The following is a 22,745-nucleotide window of genomic DNA, read 5'->3' as shown; positions in this document are numbered from 1 at the left end:
GTGCGGCTGCGCCGCCGCCCGAGCATGGGCTCGGGCGCTACACGGTGTCACGCGCCACGACGCTTGTAGAGCCGAGCCCATGCTCGGCTGCGTCCGTCATGGATACGTGCAGATGAAACCATTTTTGCGTCGCAGCATCGTGCGCAATCTGGTTTAGGCTTGGGACCTGGATCCGTTGACCGAGGCCTGTGCGTCGCCGATGAACGAGTACCGCAGCAGCATCGAGTTTGCTTCTCCCGATCTTCCGCTTCGCGATGACGTGCGCCGGCTCGGCGCACTGGTCGGTGACCTGCTGGTCGAGCAGGTATCAGCGGCTTTCCTCGACGAGGTCGAGGACGTGCGCACCCGCGCCATCGCCCGCCGCGAGAACCAGGCACCACTGTCGGAGCTGGCCGAAGGGCTGGCCGGGCGCACGCCGCAGCAGGCCGAGACCATGGTGCGGGCCTTCAGCACGTACTTCCAGGTGGTCAACATCGCCGAGCGCGTGCATCGCATCCGCCGTCGCCGTGACTATCAGCGCGCCGGTACCGCAGGTGCGCAGCCCGATGGGCTGCAGGACGCGCTGCAGCACCTGAAGGCGCAGGGCGTGGGCCTGGACGAACTGGCGCAGTGGCTGCCGCGCATCGATATCGAACCGGTGTTTACCGCGCACCCGACCGAAGCGGTGCGCCGCGCGCTGCTGGAAAAAGAGCAGCTGATGGTGGCCAGCCTGGTCGACAACCTCGACGGCCAGCGCACGCCAGGTGAGGCCGCGGCCGACGCCGCGCGCTTCCGCATGGCGCTGACGGCCTCGTGGCAGACCACCGACTCCTCGCCGGTGCGGCCCACCGTGGATGACGAGCGCGAACATGTCGGCTTCTATCTGGTGCAGGTGTTGTACCGGGTGATTCCGGTGCTGTACGAATCGCTGCAGCAGGCGCTGCGCGATACCTACGGTGAAGAACTGCCGTTGCCGCGCCTGCTGCGTTTCGGCACGTGGGTAGGCGGCGACATGGATGGCAATCCGAATGTGGATGCCACCACCATCCGCAACACGCTGGATGCGCAGCGGCAGGCAGTGCTGGGGCGCTACCAGAAGGAACTGCTGCAGTTGGCCAGCCTGCTCAGCCAGTCTACCGAGCGGGTGGGTGTGAGTGATTCGCTGCAGGCACGCGTGGCGCAGTACCAGCAGCTGCTGCCGCAGGTGCAGTCGCGCCCGCGTCATGCCGACATGCCGTACCGCCTGCTCAATGACCGCATGCGCGCACGCCTGCAGGCCACGCTGGAAGACGGCGAGGGCGCTTACGCCGGCCCGGATGAACTGATCGACGACCTGCAGCTGATCCTCGACAGCCTGCGCGCGAACCGCGGCGAGCATGCCGGTGGCTTCGCCGTACAACGCCTGCTGTGGCGGGTGAAGACGTTCGGCTTCCATCTGGCGCGGTTGGACGTGCGCCAGGAATCGAGCGTGCATGCGCGCGCGCTGGCGGCGGTGCTGGGCGGCGACCCGGCGTGGGAGGGCCTGGATGCATTGGGCCGCGCGCGCCTGCTGGCACCGCATGCCAGCGGTGAGGTGCCGTTGCCGGAAGGCGACGACGAAGGCAACCGGCGGCTCGACGCCGTGTTCGCTGCATTGGCCGATGCCCGTGCGCGGCATGGCGGGGATGCACTGGGCAGCTACATCATCTCGATGGCACACGACCGCAGCGACGTGCTGGCGGTGCTGGCGCTGGCACGCCGTGGCGGCCTGGTGGAAGAGAACGGGTTAGTACCGCTGGATATCGCGCCGCTGTTCGAGACGGTGGATGACCTCAAGCGCGGTACGGCGACCCTGCGTGACCTGCTGGCCGACCCGGTGTACCGCGCGCACCTGCGTGCACGCGATGATGTTCAGATGGTCATGCTGGGCTATTCGGACAGCAGCAAGGATGGTGGCATTGCTGCTTCGCGTTGGGGCCTGCAGCGCGCGCAGGTGGAACTGCTGGAGGTGGCGGCCGAGGCCGGCATCCGCCTGACCTTCTTCCATGGCCGGGGCGGCTCGATCAGCCGTGGTGGTGGCAAGACCACCCACGCCGTGGATGCGTCGCCACGCGGCAGCATCGATGGCCGCCTGCGGGTGACCGAGCAGGGCGAGGTGATCCATCGCAAGTACGGCATCCGCGCGCTGGCCCTGCGCTCGCTGGAACAGGCCACCGGCGCAGTGCTGCGCGCCAGCCTGCGCCCGCGTGCCGCCGAGCCGCGCGAGGATGACTGGCGGCCGGTGATGGATGCGGTGGCTGCGGCCAGCAGCGAGGTGTATCGCGCGTTCGTCGGCCAGCCCGGTTTCATGGATTACTTCCGTACCGCCACGCCGATCGACGTGATCGAGCGGATGACGCTGGGTTCGCGGCCGTCGCGCCGGCTCGGCCAGGACGCAGCGCTGGGCAACCTGCGTGCGATTCCCTGGGTGTTCGCCTGGAGCCAAGCGCGTGCGGTGATTCCCGGCTGGTACGGCGTGGGCAGTGGCCTGCAGGCCGCGGTCGATGCCGGCCACGAACAGACCCTGCGCGATATGGCGCGGGACTGGCCGTTCTTCCGTACCTTCCTGGATGACATCGCGATGGTGCTGTCCAAGGGCGATATCACCATCGCCGAGCAGTTCTCGCTGTTGTCGGGTGAACTGCACGGGCGCTTCTTCCCGCAGGTGCAGCGCGAACTGGAGCTCACGCGGCGCTGGCTGCTGGCGTTGATGGACCAGAAGACGCTGCTGGACCACGACGCGCGGCTGGCGCTGTCGATCCGCCTGCGCAATCCCTACGTCGATCCGATCAGCGTGCTGCAGGTGGATCTGCTGCAGCGCTGGCGGGCCAGCGGGCGCGAGGATGACGATCTGCTGCGCGCCCTGGTGGCGTGCGTGAACGGCGTTTCGCAGGGTGTGCAGAACACCGGGTGATGCGTATCCGCCGGGCATGGCCCGGCGCTACCTGCCTCGGTGGGTGCGGGGCGTGCCCCGCACGCCCTCACTCCTCCGGCGACGGCGGATTCGACGCCAGCAGTTCCAGGTGCCGCTGTTCCATTTCCTGGCGCAGCTGGCGGCGGATCTGTGCGGCGGCCTGGCGGCGCTTCTCGTCGGAGGTGGCCGGTTGCAGTGGCGGTACCGGCGTCGGCCGGCCTTCCTCGTCCACCGCCACCATCGTGAAGAAGCAGCTGTTGGCGTGGCGCACGCTGCGCTTGAGGATGTCCTCGGCCACCACCTTGATGCCGATCTCCATCGATGAGGTGCCGGTGTAGTTCACCGAGGCCAGGAACGTGACCAGCTCGCCCACCGCGATGGGTTGGCGGAACATCACCTGGTCCACCGACAGGGTGACCACGTAGCTGCCGGCATAGCGGCTGGCGCAGGCGTAGGCCACCTGGTCAAGCAGCCGCAGGATCGCGCCACCGTGGACCTTGCCGGAGAAATTGGCCATCTCCGGCGACATCAGCACGGTCATGGACAGCTGGTGGGTTTTCAGTTCGGTCGACATGGGGCGATTGTATCGGCGTGGCGTAGCTCTTGTAGAGCCGAGCCCATGCTCGGCTGCTCTTGTCGCAGGAAAAAGAAAGCCGAGCATGGGCTCGGCTCTACAGAAAGCAGAAGGGCCGCGTGAGCGGCCCTTCGTGTTGCTTACTTCAGCTTCGCATCGGCGCGCAGGGCGGCGGCGCGGTCGGTCTTCTCCCAGGAGAAGGCCGTGGCGTTGACGGTCTCGCCTTCGCCGTTGAGGTAGCTGAACTCCTTCGGCTTGCGGCCGAAGTGGCCATAGGCCGCGGTCTGCTGGTACATCGGGTGGATCAGGTCCAGCATCTTGATGATGCCGTACGGGCGCAGGTCGAAGTGCTTGCGGATCAGCTTCTCGATCTTGTCGTCGCTGATCTTGCCGGTGCCGAAGGTGGTGACCGAGATCGAGGTCGGCTCAGCCACGCCGATGGCGTAGGAGACCTGCACTTCGCAACGGTCGGCCAGGCCGGCGGCAACCACGTTCTTGGCGACGTAGCGGGCCGCGTAGGCGGCCGAGCGGTCGACCTTGGACGGGTCCTTGCCGGAGAAAGCACCACCACCGTGACGGGCCCAGCCGCCGTAGGTGTCGACGATGATCTTGCGGCCGGTCAGGCCGCAGTCGCCCACCGGGCCGCCGATCTCGAACTTGCCGGTCGGGTTGATGTGGAACTTGGTGCCCTTGTGCAGCCACTTGGCCGGCAGCACCGGCTTGATGATCTCTTCGCGGACGGCCTCGATGAGGTCCTTCTGCTTGATGCCCGGGGCGTGCTGGGTCGACAGGACAACGGCGTCGATGGCCGAGACCACGCCGTTTTCATAGCGCAGGGTGACCTGGCTCTTGGCGTCCGGGCGCAGCCACGACAGCGGCGAGTTCTTCTTCTTGCGGATCTTGGCCTGCTGCTCGACCAGGCGGTGCGACAGGTGGATCGCGGCCGGCATGTAGCTGTCGGTCTCGTTGGTGGCATAGCCGAACATCAGGCCCTGGTCGCCAGCGCCCATTTCTTCCGGCTTCTTGCGGTCCACGCCCTGGGCGATGTGCGGCGACTGCTTGCCGATCAGGTTCAGCACGCCGCAGGTGGCGCCGTCGAAGCCGACGTCGGAGCTGTCGTAGCCGATGTCCGTGATGACCTTGCGGGTCAGCGCTTCCAGGTCGATCCAGGCGCTGGTGGTGATTTCACCGGCCACGATGGCAACGCCGGTCTTGACCATGGTCTCGCAGGCCACGCGGGCGCGCTGGTCCTGGGTCAGGATCGCGTCCAGCACCGCATCGGAGATCTGGTCGGCAACCTTGTCCGGATGGCCTTCGGAGACCGACTCGGAGGTGAAGAGATAGCTGGACATCAGGCGTAATATCCCTTGATTCGGATGGAAAGATGGGCGCGCATGATACACGGGGTGCGCCGCCTGTGCATTGTGAACCCGTACCGGTTGCCGGTGGTTAAGCCCGCGTAGGCCCGGCAGGGGCCGTCACGACGGGATTGGGGGCCAGCCTCGAGGCCTAGTGTTCCACCAGCGTGACAACAGACGGGGCTGCCCAACCCCCGACCGCGCAGGCCGCGACCCGGCCGTCAAGAGGGCCGGCCGTCATCGTTCTGCCCCGAAACCGCCATCTGGCTGCCGCCTGCCGGGCGCAGGCTGTCGGCCAATCCGGCCGCCGGGCATCAGTGGATCCGCCATGCAGGAACTCGAACAGCGTCTCCAGCAACGTTTCCCCGATTGGTTCCATGGCCGCCGTGGCCAGCTGGCACGGCCGCTGCTGCGCAGCGTCGGCCGCTGGTCGCGCCTGGACCAGATCGAAGCCTTCCTGCAGCGCAGCTCAGGCCTGCGCGGCTTCGGTTTCGTCGCCGCCGGCCTGGAGTTCATCGGTGGCCAGTACCAGGTGGATCCGGCTGCGCTGGCGAAGATTCCGGCCACCGGCCGCCTGCTGATTGTCGCCAACCACCCTTCCGGGGCGCTGGACGCATTGGCCTTGCTGGACGCAGTCGGCCGTATCCGCCGCGATGTGCGGATCGTGGCCAACGACCTGCTGGGGGCGATCGCTCCGCTGCAGGATCTGCTGTTGCCGGTGCGCATCCTGGGCGGCAAGGCGCAGCGCGGCAGTCTGCATGCGGTGGAGCAGGCGTTGGCCGCCGAGCAGTGCGTGATCGTGTTCCCGGCTGGCGAGGTCTCGCGCCTGTCGCTGCGCGGCATCCGCGATGGCCGCTGGCAGCGGGGATTTGTCCGTTTTGCCCGCGCCGCCGGTGCACCGGTGCTGCCGGTGCGGGTGGAAGCGCGCAACTCGGCACTGTTCTATGGCGCCTCGACCCTGTTCAAGCCGGCCGGTACCGCGCTGCTGGCGCGCGAGATGTTCACCCGTCGTGGCCGCCCGCTGCGGCTGAGCATCGGCGAGCCGATGCGGCTGGGCGATGGCGGTGACCCGGGTGCCCAACTGCTGGCGGTACGCCGCGCACTCTATGCGCTGGGCCGCAATGGCGCGGCCGGCAATGCCGCTGCCTGCGCGGGCCCTGAGCCGCTGGCCGCCCCGGTGCCACCTTCGCAGGTCGCCGCTGGCATTGCTGCCGCCACCCAGCTGGGCCAGACCGCCGACGGCAAGCAGATCCTGCTGGCCACCTGCACTGCCGATTCGCCACTGCTGCTGGAACTGGGCCGCCTGCGCGAACTGACCTTCCGCCAGGTGGGTGAGGGCACCGGCCGCAGCCGTGACCTCGACAACTACGACCCGCAGTACGAGCACATCGTGATCTGGGACGCCGCCGCGCAGCGCATCGCTGGCGCGTACCGGATCATGCGTGGTGCCCACGCGTTGGCCCGGCACGGCCTGTCCGGGCTCTACAGCGCGTCGCTGTTCCGCTATTCCGACGATGCCATCACCCACATCGCCGAGGGCCTGGAACTGGGCCGCAGCTTCGTGGTGCCCGATTACTGGGGCAGCCGCAGCCTGGACTACCTGTGGCAGGGCATCGGTGCCTACCTGCAGTGCCGGCCGGGGATCCGCTACCTGTTCGGCGCGGTGTCGATCAGTGCGGCGCTGCCGCGCGACGCACGCGAGCAGCTGGTGGCGTACTACCAGCGCTATTACAGCGGTAGCGCGGGCCTGGCCGAATCGAACCGCCCCTTCCAGTACTTCGCTGCGCCGCCGAGTTTCGGCGAGCTGGATGCAGGCGCCGCGTTCGACGTGCTGAAGGCCAACCTGAACGCACTCGGCACCAGTGTGCCGACGCTGTATCGCCAGTACACCGATCTGTGCGAACCCGGAGGCGCGCGTTTCCTTGCGTTCGGCGTCGACCCTGACTTCAGCGATTCGATCGACGGCTTGATCGAGGTGGACCTGTGCGCGGTCCGGCCGAACAAGCGCAAACGTTACCTGCGCGACGCGGGGACGCCGGCATGAGCACGCTGGCGAACCTGTCGCCGCGCCGGCGCGCAGTGTTCGTCTCCGACGTGCACCTGGGCTCGCGCCATTGCCATGCCACCGAGCTGGCGCGATTCCTCTCGCAGCTGCGCTGTGAACGGCTGTACCTGGTGGGCGACATCATCGACCTGTGGTGGATGGCGCACCGCCGTGCCACCTGGCGGCAGTCGCACAGCGAGGTCATCCAGGCGCTGCACGCGCTGCGCCGTGCCGGCACCGAGATCATCTACATTCCGGGCAACCACGATGCTTCGCTGCGCCAGGTCTGCGGTCTGATGCTGCCGGCGATGCAGGTGCGCCGCCGCGCCATCCACGTGACCGCCGATGGCCGCCGGCTGCTGGTCGCGCACGGCGACGAGTATGACGGCGTGACCCACTTCGGCGGCCTGCAGGAAAAATTCGGCGACTGGCTGTATTACCGCATCCTCACCGGCAACCAGGCCTTGAATGCAGTGCGGCGGCGGCTGGGCATGCGCTACTGGTCGCTGTCGGAGTTCCTGAAGAAGCGCAGTGGCGCCGCTGAACGCTACATCGAGCGTTTCGTGCAGGCCGGGCTGGACGACGTGCGTCGACGCGGCCTGGACGGCATCGTCTGCGGGCATATCCACCGCGCCGCGCTGGTCGAACGCGATGGCCTGGTCTATGCCAACGATGGTGACTGGGTGGAAAGCCTGACCGCGCTGGTCGAAGACCACGACGGCGCGCTGCGCCTGCTCGACCACAGCGGCCAGACCCTGCTGGAACTGCCCGGCGCGCGGTTGTCGCAAGCGGCATAGCCCGCGTCCGTCCCGCTGTAGAGCCGAGTCCATGCTCGGCTGACGTTACGCGCAACGAAGAGCAGCCGAGCATGGGCTCGGCTCTACATACACCGCGCGCAAGCCGCTAGCATCGGCCCATGGATTCATTGACCCAGATCGTGCTCGGTGGCGCAGTCGCTGCTGCCATCGCTCCGCCCGGCCATCGCCGCGCGGCCCTGCTGGCCGGTGCCGCGCTCGGCACCTTGCCGGATCTCGACGCCCTGTGGCTTGGCTTCACTGCGGCCGACCCGGTGGCGAACATGACCGAACACCGCAGCTTCAGCCATTCGCTGCTGGTGCTGCCCTGGGTGGCCGCACTGATCTGGTGGTTGTTCAAGCGCTTCGGCAACGGCCGCGTCGCGCAGTCACCGCTGCGCTGGTTCTGGGCGATCCAGCTGGCGCTGGTTACCCATCCCGTGCTGGATGCGTTCACCGTCTACGGTACCCAGTTGTGGTGGCCGCTGCGGCCACACCCAACCATGGGCTCCAGCGTCTTCATCATCGACCCCGGCTACACGGTGTGGCTGCTGCTGGGCTGCGTGCTGGCCTGGTTCGGTCGTGCGCGGCCCTGGGCGGGCAAGGTGCTGGGCGCGGCGTTGCTGCTCAGCAGTGGCTACCTGGGCTGGGGGCTGATCGCCAAGGCGCAGGTCGATCGGGCCGCGCAGCAGAGCCTGGCCGCGATGGGCCTGGGCGATGCGCCGCGCTTCTCGGTGCCGATGCCGTTCAACACCCTGCTGTGGCGGGTGGTGGCGATGACACCCAGCGGCTACGTGGTGGCTGACCGTTCGCTGCTGGCCGACCACGGGCCGATGCGGTTCGAAGGCCATGCGTCCAACGTACAGGCCTTGCGCGAAGCGCAGGCCATCCCGGCGGTGCAGCAGCTGCAATGGTTCAACCGTGGCTTCATGCGTGCGCAGGTCGTGGACGGAAGGCTGGTGCTGAGCGACCTGCGTATGGGGCTGGAGCCGGACTACACCTTCAATTTCGTCGTGGCCGGGCAGGCCGACGGGCAGTGGCGGGCGATCGTTCCCGAGCAGGTGCGGGTGGACTACAGCAGTCCCGCCGCGCGTGCCGACGCTGGTCGCCGCCTGGCGGCGATGTGGCAGCGGATCTGGCAGGAGCCGGCGGCGGTGCCGGGCGCGGCCGACCACACCGCCGTGCATTGATCAGTGGATCCACGCATGGCGTGGCTCTACGCCCTCAATCGGCAGCAGAACACCGGCTCAATACACCGTGGCGCGGCCCTGCACGAACGAGTAGAAGAACACCGCATTCGGGTCGTTCTGCACCAGGCGGAACTCGCGGCGCATGCCTTCCACGGTGTCCTCGTCCACCGAGCCGGCCTGCAGCAGCTGGTCGGCCGCCGACAGCAGCAGCTGCTCCCAGAACGCGATCATGGTCTTGCGACGCGCCGGTTCGCGGTTGTCCAGGTGGATGGTCTTGATCTCGGTATGCACGTCGCGGAAGCCACCGGCCAGCAGCAGGTTGCCCAGCTTGGCGCCGACGAACGGATCGCCGCCATGGTCGTACTGGAAGTCATTGAAGGCCATCCAGTAACGCCAGATGTGCGGCGAGTACGGGTCGAGCAGGAACGAGGCATTCATCACTTCCGTGATGTAGACCGGCGAACCCGGTGCCAGCACGCGGCGCACTTCGCTCAGCACGCGGGCAGGGGAGGGGACGTGTTCCAGCACCCAGCACAGGAATGCCGCATCGAAGCTGCGCGCCTCGAATGGCAGCTCACCGGCATCGGCCTGCTGCAGGGTGTAGCGGTCGCTGCACCACGGCGTGCGCGCCAGGTTCTCGCGCGCGGTGGCCAGCTGGGTCTCGCTCAGGTCCACGCCGGTCACGTGCAGCTCGGGGAAGCGGCGCAGCAGGATCTCGGTCTGCGCACCCACGCCGCTGCCGACTTCCAGCAGGCGCCGCGCGCCGCTGTAGTCGATCTGGCCGAAGATGCTCGACTCCAGCAGGCGCGCCTGGGTCATCAGGCGCTGCTGCTCGGTGCCGGAGAACCCGTGCAGGTAAGTCGGGGAGGAAATCGGCGGGGTCATGGGGCGGGCTCTTGTAGCGTCGAGCAGGCTCGACTGTCCGGAAACGCAGGATTGGCGGCTCAGGCCGCCGAAGGCAGCGCCGGTTCCCCGGCAATCAGGCGGTCGAAGTACTCGGTGGTCAGCGCGATCTGGCTCTGCGGGTCTTCGGCACGGTTGACCACCGCACGGAAAGCGGCATTCTCCGGCCGGTCCCTGGCATACCACCCCAGGTGCTTGCGCGCGATGCGCACGCCCTGCGGTTCGCCGTAGAACGCGTGCAGCGCATGCAGGTGGCCGAGCAGGATGTCGCGCACTTCCGCCAGCGATGGCGGCGGCAGTTCCTCGCCGGTGGCCAGGTAATGCGCCACTTCGCGGAAGATCCACGGCCGGCCCTGTGCGGAACGGCCGATCATCACCGCGTCCACGCCGGTCTGCTGCAGCACGTAGGCGGCCTTCTGCGGCGAATCGATATCGCCGTTGGCGATCACCGGAATGCGCAGTGCGGCCTTGATCTCACCGATGGTGGCGTACTCGGCCTGGCCGGTGTAATGCTGGTCGCGGGTGCGGCCGTGCACGGCAAGCGCGGCGATGCCGCTGTTTTCGGCAATGCGGGCAATGACCGGGCCATTGCGGTGGTCGCAATCCCAGCCAGTACGGATCTTCAGCGTGACCGGCACGTCCACCGCGTTGACCACGGCTTCGAGGATGCGTGCCACCAGCTGCTCGTCGCGCATCAGCGCCGAGCCGGCCCAGGCGTTGCACACCTTCTTGGCTGGGCAGCCCATGTTGATGTCGATGATCTGCGCGCCGTGGTCGACGTTGTAGCGCGCGGCTTCGGCCAGCTGCTGCGGCTCGGTGCCGGCGATCTGTACGCTGATCGGTGCCGGTTCGCCGTCATGGTCCATGCGGTGGATCGACTTGCGCGTGTTCCAGAAGCGCGGGTCGCTGATGGTCATTTCCGAGGCGGCCAGTCCCGCGCCCAGCCGTTTGCACAGCAGGCGGAAGGGCTTGTCGGTGACGCCGGCCATGGGCGCCAGCACGACGTTGGGGGCAATGGTGTACGGGCCGATCTGCATGCGCCCATTGTAGAGCGCGGGCGCGGCCTGGGCGGTGTCGGCGGGCCCCGGGTTCAGGCCGATCGGCACCGACCTCATGCCGTACCGGCATCAGCAGATGCTTGACGGTTGCTTCCGCCGCCCCCAAGGGCGGGCGATGGTAGGTGGCTAACCCAGGCTCTGCCAGGCCTGGCGGGTACCCAGGGCGAAGGCCAGCCCCAGGCCCAGGCAGGCCAGCGAACTGACCACCCAGAAGCGCCGGCCGTTGTACCCCGGCCGGAACAGCGCCAGGCCGAAGCCCATCGCGGCGCGCAGCAGCAGCAAGGCAGCGATGGCGGGCAGGACCAGGCGGCTGGCCGGCAGCGGCGAATGCCAGCCCGCGGCGGCCAGTGCGTACAGGGTCCAGGCCACCAGCACGGCAGTGATGCCGGCGGTCATCAGCGGTGGCCACCAGTGCCCCGCATGCGCGAGCCGGACCACGCGCTGGCCGGCACCGAAGTATCTGTACCACGCGGCGCCGAAGGCGATGCAGCCGATATGCAGCAGCGCCGCAGCGGCACTGCCTGCGGCCGCGACCAGCAACCAGGGGAATCCGTCCATGTCCTGCCCGTGCAAGGAAGCTGCGCGGATCGTGAGCGAGGGGCAGGATGTGGGCAATGCGACAGGCGGTCGCAGGGGCTGGGCAATGTGCAAAAGAAAGGCCCAGGTGCCTGTGCACCTGGGCCTTGTCATCCACGCGTGGCGTGGAATTACTTGGCTTCGGCGTCGGCCGGGGTGAAGCGCGGCATCGCCGCTGCAGCGCCTTCCTTCTCGGTCGAGCGACCGGCGAACTGGTTGGCAAAGCGCACGTGGCGGGCGAACGGGGCGTCGGCCACCTGCGCCAGCGACGCGGCCAGCGCACCGTTGAAGGCATCACCGGCACCGGTGGTGTCGATGGCCTGCACCTGCTCGGCGCCGACGCGGTAGTACGGCTGGGTATCGCCGCGCAGGTTCTCGTCGGCATGCGAGACGAACACGCCCACCGAACCCAGGGTCACCACCACGGTACCGTTGCCGACCAGCTTGCGGCACAGCGCATGCAGGCTGGCGCCATCCAGCGCGGCGACATCGTTGGCATCCACGCGCTCACCGACATGGCGGCCGAGCAGCGCGGCGAACTCGGTCTCGTTCGGGGTGATCACATCGGCCAGCTTGAGCAGGCCGATGGTCGAGGGCGCGTCGGCCGGTGCGGTGTTGAGCACGGTGGTGACACCGGCCTCGCGGGCCGTGGCCAGCGCCGCTTCGATGGTCTGCACCGGCGATTCCAGCTGTACCAGCACCACCTTGGCGCCGGTCAGCAATGCCTGCTGCTGTTGCAGGAAGTCGGTGCTGAGCGCGGCGTTGGCGCCCGGGCCGATCACGATGGTGTTACGGCCGCGCGCGTCCACATAGATGCCCGCAGTGCCGGTCGGCTCGCTGCTGGCTTCGGCAATCAGGCCGAAGCCATCTTGCGCGGCCAGTTCGCGCGCGGTGGCGCCACCGGCGTCATCGCCCAGCGCGCACACGAAGTGCGTGTCGGCGCCGGCGCGGCAGGCCGCGACCGCCTGGTTGAAGCCCTTGCCACCGGGGCCGGTGCTGTAGCGGCCGGCAATGGTCGCACCCGGTGCCGGCAGCGACTCGCACCGCCACACGTGATCGACATTGAAGGAACCGACGACAACGACACTGCTGCTCATAGGAAATCTTTTCTCAACCAGGGGTTCAACTGAAGTGCGTCAGCACGCCGGCGATGGTCGCCGTCATGAAGGTGGCAATGGTACCGCCCAACACCGCGCGCAGGCCGAACTTGGCCAGATCGTGGCGACGTTCCGGCGCCAGGCCGCCGATGCCGCCGATCTGGATCGCGATCGAGCTGAAGTTGGCAAAGCCGCACAGCGCGTAGGTGGCGATCAGGCGACCTTCGTCGGACAGGCTCACGCCCGCCACCTGGCCGTTCACGATCTGCGACAGCTCGGTGTAGGCCACGAACTCGTTGATCACGACCTTCTGGCCGATCAGCGAACCGACGGTGGTGGCGTCGGCCCACGGCGTGCCGATCACCCAGGCGATCGGGGCCAGCAGATAGCCGAAGATGGTCGACAGGTTGGTCGGCTTGCCGATGGCAGCGGCCAGGCCGGTCACATCGCCGATCCAGGTCAGCGGGGCGTTCAGCAGTGCGATCAGGGCGATGAAGGCCAGCAGCATCGCGCCGATGTTCAGCGCCAGCTTCAGGCCGTCACCGGCACCGGCAGCGGCCGCGTCGATGATGTTGCTGGAGGTCTTCTCGACTTCCATCTTCACCGTGCCGCGGGTCAGCGGGGTGCCGGTTTCCGGAATCAGCAGCTTGGCCACGACCAGGGTGGCCGGTGCGGCCATGATGCTCGCCGCCAGCAGGTGCTTGGCATAGAAGGCCTGCTGCACCGGGTCGCCACCGCCGAGCATGCCCACGTAGGCCGCCAGCACGCCGCCGGCGATGTGGGCCATGCCGCCGATCATCATGGTCAGCAGCTCGGACTGGGTCATCCTGGCGATGTACGGGCGCACGGTCAGCGGCGCCTCGGTCTGGCCGATGAAGACGCTGGCGCAGACGCTGGTGGTTTCCGCGCCGGACACGCGCATCACCTTGGTGATCGACCAGGCCATCACGCGCACGATCGCCTGCATGACGTTGAGGTGGTACATGACCCCCATCAGCGCCGAGAAGAAGATGATGGTCGGCAGCACCTGGAAGGCGAAGATGAAACCGTAGTTCTTGGTGTCCATCAACGAGCCGAAGATGAAGCCCGAACCCTCGTTGACGAAGCTCAGGACCTTGACGAAGCCCTTGCCCAGCGCATCGAACACGTCGCGCCCGCCCGGCACCAGGATCACCAGCGCCGCGAAGGCGATCTGCAGGGTGATACCGGTGGCAACCAGCTTCCAGTCAACCGCACGCTTGTTGTTGGAAAACAACCAGGTGATGCCGATCAGCACCGCCAACCCGAACAGGCCGAAGCCGATCCTGCCCAAACCTTCGACCATGTGAGTGACTCCCCTGGGGCGTCGCGAAAAACGGGAAGCCTAGTGCAGGGCAGGGGCCGGGGCAAGAAAAAGCAGCGTGCGCGCGCCCATCGGTACCGATCAGGCCAGCAACGGCAAGGGCTTGCGGCCGGCGGCGGCAGGTAGAATGGGGCTCGATCCCGGCCCGGATGCGGGCCCGCAGCAGGAGATTCGCATGCAATACCGCCGCCTGGGCTCCACCGGCCTGCCGATTTCCGCCCTGTCCTTCGGCGCCTGGGTGACGTTCGGTGACCAGATCCCGCGCGACGAGGCCCGCAACCTGGTGGCTGCCGCCTGGGACCACGGCGTCAACTTCTTCGACAACGCCGAGGGCTATGCCAACGGCCGCGCCGAACAGGTGATGGGCGATGTGATCGCCGACCTGCGCCTGCCGCGCGACGGCATCTGTGTCTCCAGCAAGGTGTTCTTCGGCAGCGCCAGGGACCCACGGCCAACCCAGCGCGGCCTGTCGCGCAAGCATGTGACCGACGCCTGCCATGCCGCGCTCAAGCGCCTGCGGGTGGACTACCTGGACCTTTATTACTGCCATCGCCCGGATCCGGACGCGCCGATCGCCGAGACCGTGCATGCCATGGATACGCTGGTGCGGCAGGGCAAGATCCTTTACTGGGGCACCTCGGAGTGGTCGGCGGCGCAGATCCAGCAGGCGCTGGACATCGCGCAGGCGCGCAACCTGCAGGGCCCGTCGATGGAGCAGCCGCAGTACAACCTGCTGCACCGCGAACGCGTCGAGGTCGAGTATGCGCCGCTGTATGCCGGTGCCGGCCTGGGCACCACCATCTTCTCGCCGCTGGCCTCGGGCCTGCTGACCGGCAAGTACGACCAGGGCATTCCGGCCGATGCGCGGCTGGGCCGCGAGGGCATGGAGTGGCTGCAGGCGCTGGTGCTGGGTGACGACTCCGAGGCCCGCCTGGCCCAGGTGCGCCGCTTCAGCGAAGCAGCGCGTGAGCTGGGCCACGCCCCGGCCACGCTGGCGATTGCCTGGTGCCTGCGCAATCCGAACGTCTCCAGCGTGATCCTCGGCGCCAGCCGGGTCAGCCAGCTGCTGCAGAACCTGCAGGCGCTGGAGGTGCTGGAGCAGGTCGATGCGGCTGGCTGGGCGCAGGTCGAGGCCGTCTTCGCCTGACAGCCCTTTGCGGAGTCGAGCCATGCTGGACTTCAGGTTGACCAGGTCTTTGTAGAGTCGAGCCATGCTCGACTCCGCGCGCAGCGCGGGCGTTGCCAGGCGACGGTGCCAGGAGCAGTCGAGCATGGCTCGACTCTACAAAAGCGCCGCGCCATCTTTTGATTGATGACACCTATTGAATTTTCGAATTCGATCATTAATCCCATCAATCAAATTGAGAATGGTTGTTGATTGTCAACTGAGAATCATTATCATTTGACTCGTCCCTCGCACGAGTCCAGATGCTCATGAATGCTCAACCTGTACTGCTGCGCCCCGAAACGCTGACCCTCCGCGATCGCCCGGTCCGTGTCGTTCCGCCGGAAGAGGTGATCGACAGCGAAGCCCTGCTCAAGGGCCGTCGTGAAATCCTGATCCAGCACGGCGACCGCTTCTACCGCCTGCGGCACACCAGCAACGACAAGCTGATCCTGACCAAGTAACCGCGGCCTGGTCGCCCGCCTCCCTCCCTCCTGCCGGCAGGGCCGGCAGGGTGGGCGACCCGTCCGCGCCCGCTCTCTCCCCCTCGGTCTACCGCGTGCACCTCCCGGGTGTGCCGGTAACCGGGGGGTCCCCTGCCTGACCGAACGAACCCGATGACCCGCCCTACCGCCCTTTGCCTCGCCGTCTGGATGGCCCTGCCGCTGTCCGCCCATGCTGCTGCCGCGGCCACCGCCGCGCCCGATGCGCGCGACTTCGACCGCGTGCAGGTCACCGCCACCCGCACCGAGCGGGCAGTGAGTGACGTGGCGGCCACCGTCGATGTCATCGACCGCGAGCAGATGGACCGGCACCTGGTGCAGGACATCAAGGATCTGCTGCGCTACGAGCCGGGCCTGTCGGTCAGCCGCAGCGCCGCGCGCTTCGGTCTTGGCAGCATCCGCATCCGTGGCCTGGACGGCAACCGCGTGCGCGTGCAGACCGATGGCATCGCCATGCCCACCAGCTTCAACATCGGCTCGTTCTCCAACGCCAACCGCAACTTCACCGATCTGGACACGCTCAAGCGCGTGGAGATCGTGCGCGGCCCGGCCAGTTCGCTGTACGGGTCCGATGCGCTCGGCGGCGTGGTGGCCTTCGTCACCAAGGATCCGGCCGATTACCTGAAGGATGGCAAGGACAGCTACGTCGGCCTGAAGTTCGGCTACGACGGTGAGTGGAAGGGCCTGCTCGGCGGCGTGACCAGCGCGTTCGGCGGCGAACACTGGAGCGGCATGGTCAACATCAACCATCGCCAGGGCCAGGAAACCGGCAACAAGGGCGATGTGCGCAGCCTCGACAACACCCGTACCGCGCCCAATCCGCAGGACCGCGACGGTCGCAGTGGCCTGGCCAAGCTGGTCTATGCACCGAGCGAGGACCAGCGTTTCCGCCTGACCGTGGAAGGCAACGAAGACACCACCGATACCAACGTGCTGTCCTCGATCGACCGCACCACCACCACCGGCATGAAGGCGCGCGACACGCAGAACCGTACCCGCGTGTCGTTCGCCCATGAAATGGATGCGCTGGACAAGGGCTTCGCCGACAGCCTGCATTGGCAGCTGTATATCCAGCACAGCGAGACCAACCAGATCACCGACGAGGACCGCGCCAACCGCAGCCGCCGCCACCGCGAGTTCAACTTCGACCAGCGCGTGTACGGCCTGCAGGCACAATTCAACAAGGCGTTCAGCACCGGCAGTGTCGAACATGCGCTCACCTACGGCTTCGAAGGCGCGCGTACCGAGATCCGCCAGAAGCGCGATGGCTATCAGGTTCTGGCCAATGGCCAGACCAGCACCACCATCCTGCCCGACGCCTTCCCGGTACGCGATTTCCCGATCAGCAAGACCACCGAGCTGGGCCTGTATGCGCAGGATGAAATGCGCATGTCCGGCGGCAAGCTGTCGCTGGTGCCGGGCGTGCGCGTGGACCGCTACGAACTGAAGCCGGAAGTGGACAGCATCTTCGCCGACGACAATCCCGGCGTTGCGGTGGCCCGGCTGACCAAGACCAGCGTCTCGCCGAAGCTGGGCATGGTCTACCGCTTCACCGACGAATGGTCGCTGTTCGCCGGCTATTCGCGTGGCTTCCGCTCGCCGCCGTACAACGACGTCAACCTCGGTTTCACCAACTTCGCCTTCGGTTACACCGCCATCCCCAATCCGGACCTGAAGCCGGAAACCAGCGACGGCCTGGAGCTGGGCCTGCGCTTCCTGTCACCGGCCGCCTACGTCAGCGTCAGCGGCTACTACAACGAGTACAAGGACTTCATCGAGTCGCAGTCGCTGGTCGGTACCAACGCGCAGGGCCTGATGGTGTTCCAGTCGCGCAACATCGCCGATGCGCGCATCTACGGTGCTGAACTGAAGGCTGGCGTTGACTTCGGTCAGATCAACCCGGCGCTCCAGGGTTGGGCGCTGCGCAGCTCGGTGGCCTGGTCGCGCGGTGACAACAAGACCGAGGACACTCCGCTGGATTCGGTCGACCCGCTGCGCGGCACCGTCGGCCTGATGTACGACGCCGACGCCTGGGGCGTCGAACTGGCCGGTACCTTCGTCAAGCGCAAGGACCGCGTCACTGCAGCGACGGTGTACCGCCCGGCCGGCTACGGCGTGGCCGACCTGATGGCGCACTGGAACTTCGCCCCGGGCGCGACCTTCAACGTCGGCGTGTTCAACCTGGGCGACAAGCGCTACATCGATTGGTCCAACGTGGGTTCGACGCTGTCGCCGACCAGCCGTGTGCTGGATCGCTACACCAGCCCGGGCCGCACCCTTTCCGCCAGCCTCGCCGTTTCCTGGTGACCTCATGAGCCGAGCCTTGTCCGCACGCAGGAATGACGCCATCGCCGTGCAGGGCAGCGCGGCCTGGCCGACCCCGGCACAGCTGGCCACGCTCGGCACTGTGTTGTGCCTGTACCACGCCGACGGCAACGAGCTGGGTGGCTGGCGCCAGGCGGTGCGCGTGCACGCCTGCCAGGGCGTGGACAGCGAGGGCATACGCGAAAGCCTGTGTTTCCTTGATGCCCGCGGCCGCTGCGTGTGGCGCCTGTACCTGCTGCCCGACAGCGATTTCCTGGCCTGGGACCGGCTGGTCGCGGCGCTGCCGCCGGGCCCGCAGCACGACCGCGATGGCAGTGTCGGCGAACGCCTGTGGCGTCGCCTGGCCGGGCACCTCGGTGGCCAGCGCTGGCGCCTGTGCTCGCTGCGCCTGCATGCCGCGGACGAGGGCCGCACCCTGGCGGCCAGCCTGTCGACCCTGTCCTCGCTGGGCGCGGCCACCGCGCGTCGCATCGCACGGTTGGAAGGTGCCGAAGGCGAGCTGGCGATCGACGATTGCTGCTGCGCCGACGCCGCGCGCCGGCCGGCACCGCGTATCCCCGGCGACCTGCCGCTGATCCGCCTGTGATCCTTTCCTGATGGAACGCCCGACGGCCCTGGACGGCCTCTCAACGAACCTGCAACCCCGAAGGAAGACCCGATGAAGTTCCAGACAGCCAGCGTCATGCTGCTGCTCGCTGCCAGCGGCGTGGCCAGCGCGCAGCTCTCCGACATCGCCCGCGACCACGACAGCATCCTGGCCATGCAGGGCGAGTACACCGTCGACTTCGCGTTCGACGAGACCGTGCTGCTCAAGCCCGGCTACGAGCGTGCGCCGGCGATGCGCAGCGGCGGCAGCGAAGTGGTCATCGTGGTCGAGGACACCCCGCAGCGCATCGTGCTGCAGCACCTGTTGCTCGATGAGAAGAGCGGCCACATCACCAAGCACTGGCGCCAGGACTGGGTCTACGAAGCGCCCAGCCGTTTCGAGTTCAGCGCCGACCAGACCTGGCAGGTACGCCGCATTCCCGCAGCGGTGAACCAGGGCGCCTGGACCCAGTGCGTGTATGAAGTGAGCGATGCACCGCGCTACTGTGGCACCGGCAAATGGACGTACACCAACGACGTGCCGAGCTGGACCAGCGACCTGAGCTGGCGCCCGTTGCCGCGTCGTGAGTACACCAAGCGCAGCGACTACAACGCGCTGGCCGTGGTCAACCGCCACACGCTCACGCCCAATGGCTGGACCCACGAGCAGTTCAACACCAAGGTGCAGCGCAACGCCGACGGCAGCCAGGTGGAGATCGCCCGCGAGTTCGGCTTCAACGACTACGTCAAGACAACCGAGGTCGACTTCACCCCGGCGCGCAACTACTGGAAAGCCACTGCAGGTTATTGGGCCAAGGTGCGCCAGCGCTGGGACGGCTTCCTCGGTCAGGCCCCGGGCGTGCACCTGAAGACCAGGATCGATGGCATGGCGATGATCATTCCGCTGTTCACCCAGGCCGAAGCGATCCAGTCCGGCAAGCAGGTGAAGGACGCGCAGATCGACGAGGTCTTCGCCAAGTACGTGGAAAAGGCGCCGAAGGAAGGCTGATCGCCGCGATGGAGATGGGTGCCGGGCGTACCCGGCACCGCATCCACCGGCTGCCGGTGGGGCCGGGCTTGCTCGGCACGCCATCCGGAGGCGCAACCGCCTCAGGCCTCGCGCAACGCCAGTGCCGGCGGCGTATGCAGGATCGCCCGCGTACCCCACCAACCCGCCAACAGGCTCAACCCGATGCCGACCACGCCGCCGATCAGCAGGCCGGGCCAGGGCGGCAGCAACGGCAGCTCAAACACCTTCTGCGAGACCGCCACGCCAATCGCAGCGGCCGCGCCCACCGCCAGCATCGCCGCCAGCGTGCCCAGCGCGCCGAACTCCACCAGCACCGCGCCACGCAGCTGGCGCCGGGTCGCGCCCAGCGTGCGCAGCACCGCGCTGTCGTAGCGGCGCTCGCCGGCGGTGGCCTGCAGTGCGGCCAGCAGCACCAGCACGCCGGCCAGCAGGCTGAACACCATCACCAGCTGCACCGCCTGCGCCACGCGCTCCATCACATCGCGCACCTGCGAAATCACCGCATCCACGTCCAGCAGCGACAGGTTCGGCTGCGCGCGTACCAGTTCGCCCAGGCCCGCCGCTTTGCCGGCCGGCAGATGGAAGGCCGACAGCAGGTTGTGCGGGGTGTCGCCTACCGCATTCGGGTTCAGCAACACGAAGAAGTTCGGCCGGAAGGTGTTCCAGTCGGCCTTGCGCACGCTGGTGACGGTGAACTCGCGTTCCTGCTCGCCCACTGCAATGGTGATGCGATCGCCCGGATACACGCCGTAACGCTTGGCCCAGCCGATTTCCACCGAAGCTTCCGGCGCGGTGCTGTCGGCTTTCCAGAACGTGCCATTGACCAGCGTATTGGCCGGCGGGAAGGTGCTGCGCCAGCTGAAGTTCAGTGGCCGGTTCTCGTCATCGTCATCGCGCTGGCCGCCCTGGGCCGGTTGCCCGTCCTGTCCTGGCTCGCGGTCTACGCGCAGCGGCGGCTTGCCGTTGATCGCGATCAGCCGTCCGGTGGCCATCGGTTCGATGCTGGCGTCGTTGGCGCCCAGTCCACGCAATGCGGCCAGCACACTGTCGCGCTGCTCGGGCTGGATGTTGATCAGGAAGTAATTCGGCGTATCCGCAGGCAGTCGCTCGCGCCATTGCTGCAGCAGGCCGGGGCCGGTCACCGCCAGCAGCAACAGCGCGCACAGCGACAGCGACAGCCCGACCAGCTGCATCACCGCGAGCAGCCGGCGCCGGGTCAGCGCGGCCAGGCCGAGCCGCCAGTGGCCGTGCAGGCGGTGCTGCAGGCCGCGCAGCAGCTGCAGCAGCACGAAGCCGACCACACCGGCGGCCAGCGCCAGCGCGGCCAGGCCGCCCAGCACCCACAACGCCAGCTTCAGGTCGCCGGTGACTTGTACCGCCAGCAGCAGGCTGGCCGCCAGCGCTGCCACATAGGCCAGCAACGACGCCGGCGGCAGGGCGGCGAAGGAACGGTTGAGCACGCGCATCGGCGGTACCCCGCGCAGGCGCAGCAGTGGCGGCAGGCCGAAGCCGAACAGCAGCAGCAGGCCGATGCCGGCGCCGGTCAGCGCAGGCATCGCCTCGGGCAACGGCAGGCGTTGCGGCACCAGGCTGCCCAGCACCTGCACCAGGCCTTCCTGCGCGGCCATGCCCAGGCCGATGCCGAGCGCACAGGCCGGCACCGCCAGCATCAGCAGCTGCAGTGCCAGGCCCAGCAGGATGTCGCGCTGGCGCGCACCCAGGCAGCGCAGGATCGCCACCTGGTCGATGCGGCGCAGGGCGAAGCGGTTGGCCGCCAGCGCCGTGGCCACGCCGGCCAGCAGTACCGCCAGCAGCGCGCTCAGGCCGAGGAAGCGGCCGGCCAGGTCGAAGGCCTGGCGCACGCCGCGCTGGGTGTCATCCACGCTCAGCAGGCGCAGGCCTTTCACCTGCGGCAGCAACCACTGGCGCAGCGCGGCAACCTGATCGGCTGGTCCGGCGAACATCAGCCGGTAGTTGATGCGGCTGCCCGGGCCGAGCAGTCCCGTGCCGTCCACGTCGGCGCGGTTGACCAGCAGGGTGGGGGAGAGCGTCAGCAGGTCGCCACCGGTGTCGGGCTCGGCCTCGATGATGCCGGCGATGCGCAGCGTGCCGGCGCCGAACTCGAGATCATCGCCGGCCTTCAGCCCGAGCCCCTGCAGCAGGCGTGGGTCGGCATAGGCCTGGCCCTTGGGCGGCATGCCGGCGTCTGCGATCAGCGCCCCGCCGGGCGTGGCCCGTACCCGCAGCGTGCCGCGCAGTGGATAGCCCGCCTGCACCGCCTTGATGCTGGCCATCTGGCTGGCATCGCCGTTGAACAGCACGCTGCCGAAGCTGGCGATGCGGGTGTAGGCCAGTCCACGCCGTTGTGCCTCGTCGGCGAATGCCTGCGGCGGGTCATCACGCCCGGCGATGCCGAGATCGCCACCGAGCATTTCCGCCGCGCTGCCGGTCAGCGCCAGGTTGACCCGGTTCACCAGCGTGCCCACCGCGGTCATCACCGCCACGCCCAGCACCAGTGCGGCGAACACCGTCAGCAGGTCGCCGGCCAGCGCCTCGCGACGCAGTGCGCGCCACGCGTGGCGCAGCACGTTCATGCCTGTGCCCCACGCTCGACCGGCAGCAGGCGGCCGTCATCGATGCGGTGGATGTACTGGCAACGCTGCGCCAGGCGCAGGTCGTGGGTGACCAGTACCAGGGTGGTGCCGCTGCCGGCGTTGAGGTCGAACAGCAGGTCGCTGACGTGCTGGCCGGTGGCATGGTCCAGCGATCCCGTCGGTTCGTCGGCAAACAGGATGCGCGGGCGGGTGACGAAGGCACGCGCCAGTGCCACGCGCTGCTGCTCGCCACCGGACAGCTGGCGCGGGTAGTGGCGGGCGCGATGGGAGAGGCCGACCTGGGCCAGCACTTCATCGACCCGCGCGCGATCCTCGCGCCCGGCCAGCTCCAGTGGCAACGCGACGTTCTCGGCGGCGGTCAGCGCCGGCAGCAGATGGAAGCTCTGGAACACGAAGCCAACCTCGCGCGCGCGCAGCTGGGCCCGCGCTTCTTCATCGAGGTCGCCCAGGTCCTGGCCCGACAGCGCAATGCGGCCGCGGCTGGGCAGGTCCAGCCCGGCCAGCAGGCCGAGCAGGGTGGTCTTGCCCGAACCGGAGGCGCCGACGATGGCCGCGCTGGTGCCTTCATGGACGGTCAGGGTGATGTTGTCCAGTATGTGGACTTCACCCTCCGGGCCTTGCACGGATTTGCCGACCTGGTCGACGGCGATGGCGACGGGCGCGCTGCGGGGGGAC

18 protein-coding genes are annotated in these 22,745 nt (G+C 68.0%); 9 read left to right on the top strand and 9 right to left on the bottom strand.

Going from position 1 to position 22,745, the window contains the following annotated elements; all coding sequences use genetic code 11:
* Positions 1-199 precede the first annotated feature (199 nt).
* On the top strand, positions 200-2,911 hold the full coding sequence (gene ppc, locus AB839_RS03970; RefSeq protein WP_061478375.1) for a phosphoenolpyruvate carboxylase: 2,712 nt from the start codon (positions 200-202) through the stop codon (positions 2,909-2,911).
* A gap of 67 nt (positions 2,912-2,978) precedes the next feature.
* On the opposite strand, the gene AB839_RS03965 is transcribed toward ppc, so the two are convergent.
* Both AB839_RS03965 and metK read right to left on the bottom strand, forming a co-directional pair.
* Positions 2,979-3,485 carry an acyl-CoA thioesterase gene (locus AB839_RS03965; RefSeq protein WP_005415314.1) on the bottom strand — a complete coding sequence of 169 codons (507 nt, stop codon included), beginning with the start codon at positions 3,483-3,485 and terminating at the stop codon, positions 2,979-2,981.
* A gap of 140 nt (positions 3,486-3,625) precedes the next feature.
* Positions 3,626-4,837 carry a methionine adenosyltransferase gene (gene metK, locus AB839_RS03960; RefSeq protein ID WP_005408103.1) on the bottom strand — a complete coding sequence of 404 codons (1,212 nt, stop codon included), beginning with the start codon at positions 4,835-4,837 and terminating at the stop codon, positions 3,626-3,628.
* Between the two features lie 334 nt (positions 4,838-5,171).
* Here metK and AB839_RS03955 point away from each other — a divergent pair, with 334 nt between their 5' ends.
* The 3 genes from AB839_RS03955 (at position 5,172) to AB839_RS03945 (ending at position 8,871) form a co-directional block, all read left to right on the top strand.
* Positions 5,172-6,887: a lysophospholipid acyltransferase family protein gene (locus AB839_RS03955; RefSeq protein ID WP_061478374.1), complete on the top strand. Its 1,716-nt coding sequence runs from the start codon at positions 5,172-5,174 to the stop codon at positions 6,885-6,887.
* Positions 6,884-7,684: a UDP-2,3-diacylglucosamine diphosphatase gene (locus AB839_RS03950; protein ID WP_061478373.1), complete on the top strand. Its 801-nt coding sequence runs from the start codon at positions 6,884-6,886 to the stop codon at positions 7,682-7,684. Before AB839_RS03955 ends, AB839_RS03950 begins: the two co-directional genes overlap by 4 nt.
* A gap of 119 nt (positions 7,685-7,803) precedes the next feature.
* Positions 7,804-8,871 carry a metal-dependent hydrolase gene (locus tag AB839_RS03945; RefSeq protein ID WP_061478372.1) on the top strand — a complete coding sequence of 356 codons (1,068 nt, stop codon included), beginning with the start codon at positions 7,804-7,806 and terminating at the stop codon, positions 8,869-8,871.
* A gap of 57 nt (positions 8,872-8,928) precedes the next feature.
* Here the strand turns inward: AB839_RS03945 and AB839_RS03940 are convergent, their stop codons facing one another.
* From AB839_RS03940 to AB839_RS03920, 5 genes are all read right to left on the bottom strand, one after another.
* Positions 8,929-9,756, bottom strand: a complete 828-nt coding sequence (locus AB839_RS03940; RefSeq protein ID WP_061478371.1) for a class I SAM-dependent methyltransferase — start codon at positions 9,754-9,756, stop codon at positions 8,929-8,931.
* A gap of 59 nt (positions 9,757-9,815) precedes the next feature.
* Positions 9,816-10,811, bottom strand: coding sequence for a tRNA dihydrouridine synthase DusB (gene dusB, locus AB839_RS03935; protein ID WP_061478441.1), 996 nt, complete (start codon positions 10,809-10,811; stop codon positions 9,816-9,818).
* Positions 10,812-10,958: 147 nt separating this feature from the next.
* The gene (locus tag AB839_RS03930) at positions 10,959-11,390 is read right to left on the bottom strand and encodes a hypothetical protein (protein WP_061478370.1); all 432 of its coding nucleotides are present in this window, start codon (positions 11,388-11,390) and stop codon (positions 10,959-10,961) included.
* Between the two features lie 149 nt (positions 11,391-11,539).
* Positions 11,540-12,505, bottom strand: a complete 966-nt coding sequence (locus tag AB839_RS03925; protein WP_010481872.1) for a ribokinase — start codon at positions 12,503-12,505, stop codon at positions 11,540-11,542.
* 25 nt (positions 12,506-12,530) lie between these two features.
* Complete coding sequence (locus AB839_RS03920) at positions 12,531-13,829, bottom strand: nucleoside transporter C-terminal domain-containing protein (RefSeq protein WP_061478369.1); 1,299 nt, start codon at positions 13,827-13,829, stop codon at positions 12,531-12,533.
* A 193-nt stretch (positions 13,830-14,022) separates the two neighbouring features.
* Between AB839_RS03920 and AB839_RS03915 the strand changes: the two genes are divergently transcribed.
* The 5 genes from AB839_RS03915 to AB839_RS03895 all read left to right on the top strand — a co-directional run bounded on the left by AB839_RS03915 (position 14,023) and on the right by AB839_RS03895 (position 19,434).
* The gene (locus AB839_RS03915) at positions 14,023-14,994 is read left to right on the top strand and encodes an aldo/keto reductase (protein ID WP_061478440.1); all 972 of its coding nucleotides are present in this window, start codon (positions 14,023-14,025) and stop codon (positions 14,992-14,994) included.
* Between the two features lie 287 nt (positions 14,995-15,281).
* Complete coding sequence (locus AB839_RS03910) at positions 15,282-15,476, top strand: hemin uptake protein HemP (RefSeq protein WP_005412278.1); 195 nt, start codon at positions 15,282-15,284, stop codon at positions 15,474-15,476.
* A 189-nt stretch (positions 15,477-15,665) separates the two neighbouring features.
* Positions 15,666-17,822: a TonB-dependent hemoglobin/transferrin/lactoferrin family receptor gene (locus AB839_RS03905; RefSeq protein WP_061478368.1), complete on the top strand. Its 2,157-nt coding sequence runs from the start codon at positions 15,666-15,668 to the stop codon at positions 17,820-17,822.
* A gap of 4 nt (positions 17,823-17,826) precedes the next feature.
* The gene (locus tag AB839_RS03900; protein ID WP_061478367.1) at positions 17,827-18,426 is read left to right on the top strand and encodes a hypothetical protein; all 600 of its coding nucleotides are present in this window, start codon (positions 17,827-17,829) and stop codon (positions 18,424-18,426) included.
* 72 nt (positions 18,427-18,498) lie between these two features.
* A complete protein-coding gene (locus AB839_RS03895; RefSeq protein WP_061478366.1) occupies positions 18,499-19,434 on the top strand; it encodes a DUF6607 family protein in 936 nt (311 codons plus the stop codon).
* 101 nt (positions 19,435-19,535) lie between these two features.
* Here the strand turns inward: AB839_RS03895 and AB839_RS03890 are convergent, their stop codons facing one another.
* Entirely contained in the window at positions 19,536-22,049 is a 2,514-nt protein-coding gene (locus tag AB839_RS03890; RefSeq protein WP_061478365.1) for an FtsX-like permease family protein, read from the bottom strand.
* Positions 22,046-22,693 (bottom strand): ATP-binding cassette domain-containing protein, encoded by a 648-nt coding sequence (locus tag AB839_RS03885; RefSeq protein ID WP_061478364.1) that lies wholly within the window; start codon positions 22,691-22,693, stop codon positions 22,046-22,048. The genes AB839_RS03890 and AB839_RS03885 overlap by 4 nt, the downstream gene beginning before the upstream one ends.
* Between the last annotated feature and the right edge of the window lie 52 nt (positions 22,694-22,745).

Source organism: Stenotrophomonas sp. DDT-1, from assembly GCF_001580555.1.
Taxonomy (GTDB): Bacteria; Pseudomonadota; Gammaproteobacteria; order Xanthomonadales; family Xanthomonadaceae; genus Stenotrophomonas; species Stenotrophomonas sepilia.
The sequence above is the reverse complement of the archived record's forward strand: the minus strand, read 5'-3'. Positions and strand labels throughout refer to the sequence as shown.